The organism is Halovulum sp. GXIMD14793 (genome assembly GCF_054457435.1).
Genome location: NZ_JBTLNE010000112.1, coordinates 1 through 2,990, shown reverse-complemented (window position 1 = coordinate 2,990; position 2,990 = coordinate 1). Strand labels below are relative to the sequence as shown.

The 2,990-nt window shown below is 54.9% G+C and carries 3 protein-coding genes; all 3 read left to right on the top strand.

The window, feature by feature from the left end; genetic code table 11:
• Nucleotides 1–1,866: DUF637 domain-containing protein (locus ACW9UQ_RS18450; protein ID WP_458932457.1), on the top strand; the 1,866-nt coding region annotated here is incomplete at its 5' end.
• 2 nt (nucleotides 1,867–1,868) lie between these two features.
• On the top strand, nucleotides 1,869–2,318 hold the full coding sequence (locus tag ACW9UQ_RS18445) for an SMI1/KNR4 family protein (RefSeq protein ID WP_458932456.1): 450 nt from the start codon (nucleotides 1,869–1,871) through the stop codon (nucleotides 2,316–2,318).
• A 170-nt stretch (nucleotides 2,319–2,488) separates the two neighbouring features.
• Complete coding sequence (locus ACW9UQ_RS18440) at nucleotides 2,489–2,905, top strand: DUF6862 domain-containing protein (protein ID WP_458932455.1); 417 nt, start codon at nucleotides 2,489–2,491, stop codon at nucleotides 2,903–2,905.
• Nucleotides 2,906–2,990 lie beyond the last annotated feature (85 nt).

The following is a 2,990-nucleotide window of genomic DNA, read 5'->3' as shown; positions in this document are numbered from 1 at the left end:
CTGGGGCTGTTTGACGGGCTGGGCACCTTCTGGCAGGCCGCCGCAGAAAAAGCCCTCAGCTCCGTCATCGTCGAAACCACCGCTGGCGTCGTCTCCGGTGACCTTGATATCGGAAACATCCTCGAGGGTGCAGCCTTCGCGGGCGTCACCGCAGGACTGACAGCGAGCATCAATGCCTCGACCTTCGGGATCACGTTTGCCGATGCGTCAGACATTCCCGGCGGCTTTGCCTTTGAGCATCTGACGATGGAAAACCTGGTGGAGCGCGGCATTGATGCGGCGATCAGCAGCGGGTTGACCTCGGCGGTCTATGGCACCGATTTCGCCGACAGTTTCGTGGCGAGTTTCGGGCAATCGGTGGCGGCCCTGGCGCTGGCGGAAAGCCAGACCCTGATCGGCGACCAGGGCCTCGTCGAAGGCAGCTTGGGCCACGCCGCCCTGCACGGCCTCGCCGGCTGCGCTTTCGCCGAAGCCACAGGCGGCGACTGCCGCGCCGGACTGGCAGCAGGCATCGCGCAGAGCCTGTATGCAGGCCGGATCGACCCCGACGCTCCGGAATTCGACCGAAATCAGGCGCTGAACCGGGCCGAACTGATCGGGGCGTTTGCAGGCTATTTGTTCTCAGGCGGCAAGGGCGAGAATGTCTCCGCCGGGTCCTCAACCGCACGGTCGGGGCTGGAGAATAACTATCTATATCATGAAGAAGCCGTGGCGCGTGCGCGCGCCAAAGCAGCCCTGCATGCATGTGAAAGTGGCGATACGACCTGCACCATTATCGAAGCCGAGATGCTGCGTCAGCGTATCGCGGAACTCGACGCTATCGATGAACAACGCGATGCCAATCTGTTGGCAGCTTGCGGCCCGCAAGGCTATCAGGGTCTTTGTTTTCAGGAGATTCAAAGATCTTTCGAGGCGATCAACAGTTACCGGGTTGACCGCATTGATGGGGTTGAGACTGCGAAACAGTATCTGCAAACCTACGGCGATGTAGCAGGAGAGATCAAAGCTGAACTGATCGAACTGGACAATATCAGGTTGCGAGTTCGGGATATGGCTGGCCCTGCCTGGGATCCAGGCAGCTTTGGTGCGGGCTTGGCCATCGGCGGCGGCTTGTCGCTGGCAGGAATATCGGGCGTCAGTATCGTCTCCGAAGCGGTCGCTGCCTGCGGTACCAACACCGCCTGCCTTGCCGGTGTAATCGGAACGACTGTCGGTACCGAGGTACTTGTCGAGTTCTCCGGCGGGGCAATGGTGGTCTCAGCATCGGGCAAAGTCCTGCGTTCGGTCGATATGTCTGACGTCGCGCTGTTCTCCCGCGCCACCAGCGAGCCTAACGTGCTCAGCGAAGCTGATGATGTAGCAGCTGGTGTTCTTACAAGAGTCGGTTCAGACAGACCTTACAATCCAATCGCAACCCGAAATGAGCTTGAAGCCAGATATGGCGAGGCAGATGTTACTTCAACAACTGTCCCCCCAGCCGCTTTGCGCGGTGAGCCAGGGAGCACAGAAACGGTATTATACAACGGTCAGGAGGTACGAATTACTTTCAATCAACGAGGCTTCCCGGTTTTTGATGATGTTGCAGTATACGATACTCGAGTTGCGTTTACTGACGTGAGCGGAAAAAACTATTCAGGCTCAATGAGGGCAGCAACTAGAGACCTTCGAAGTCAAATTAACGCTGGGCTCGTCGATCCAAGTCAGTTTTCTACTGCCCAGTTGCGTGCGATCCGGGGTGGAAGCCCGACGATCCCTGGGTATACTTGGCATCATCACGAGGAGGTTGGTCGAATGCAATTGATCCCACGAGAGGTGCATGGTTGTGTTTCACATGCGGGCGGCCACGCGATGTGTCAGGGAAGGTAAACATGGTTCAGTGGCAAAGCTATTATGAACCTGTTGATCTAGAGTTCATCGAGGCTCACTATCCCTACTTACCCGATGAAATGAAAGAACTATACCGGAAAGGGGACTCTCCGCATCCGATTGAATGCGAGGATGGGCTGGTTGTTTATGACATACCGGATATTGCTGGCGAGATTGGTTCTGCACTAAACTTTTTAAGTCTCAGGGATGAAGAAGATATCGATTCTATCGTTCGCTCATGCAACTTATTGAAAGAAGAAGTAAGGCCCAAGTTTCTACCAATTGCCAGGGATGGTGGGAGTGAAATGCTATTGCTTAAAACATCTGATCCTGAATTTCTGTCAATTTGGCATTACTCTCCAAACTTCCGGCTAGATCAAAAAACTCAGTTGTTTAAGGTATCGGAAACATTTGGAGACTTTTTAGATTTTATTAAAGTCGTACAATTGTAAAGTTAAATATGGATTATATTATCAAAATGTATGTTTCTGAAATTTAAATTGATAATCCAATATTTTTGGACTTAGTTTTCTGATACTAGACTTCAGGCGGCAAGAGCGAGAACGTCTCCACCGCGCGTTCGGGCTTCAAGAATAACTACCTCTGGCACTCGCAGTCGGACATGCTGCAATGGGCCAAGTATCGGCTGGCGGAGTGTGAGCGCGAGGGCGGGTGCAGCGCGCAGGATCTCGAGTTCTACCGCGACCGTATTGCCCATTTCGAAGGCCTCGACCGGTTCACCGATGAGGCCTTGCGGGCCGCCTGCGACGCCGACCCGACAGGCGGGACGTGCCGGGCCTATGTGGCAGATGCACTCTGTGCGGCGGAGGCCCACTCCACCGCAGCCTGCGGGGGTGTGCCCGGGTTTGGGGCGCAGCGCTGGGGGTATCACAAGCCTGATACGGTCCGGTATGCCGAGATGTACGACAGCGGTCGTCGCTACATGCCCCGGTTCACGACCGACAAGGGCAACAGGGATGAATATGAGAGTATTCAGACACTGCTTGTGACCTGCCCCCCGAAACTTCCCTCGTTCTGATGTAGAGTTTGCTCAACCTTTTGAAGGAGCAAACGAATGCGAAAGAGCCGTTTCACGGAAGTCCAAATCATTGGGATGATCAAAG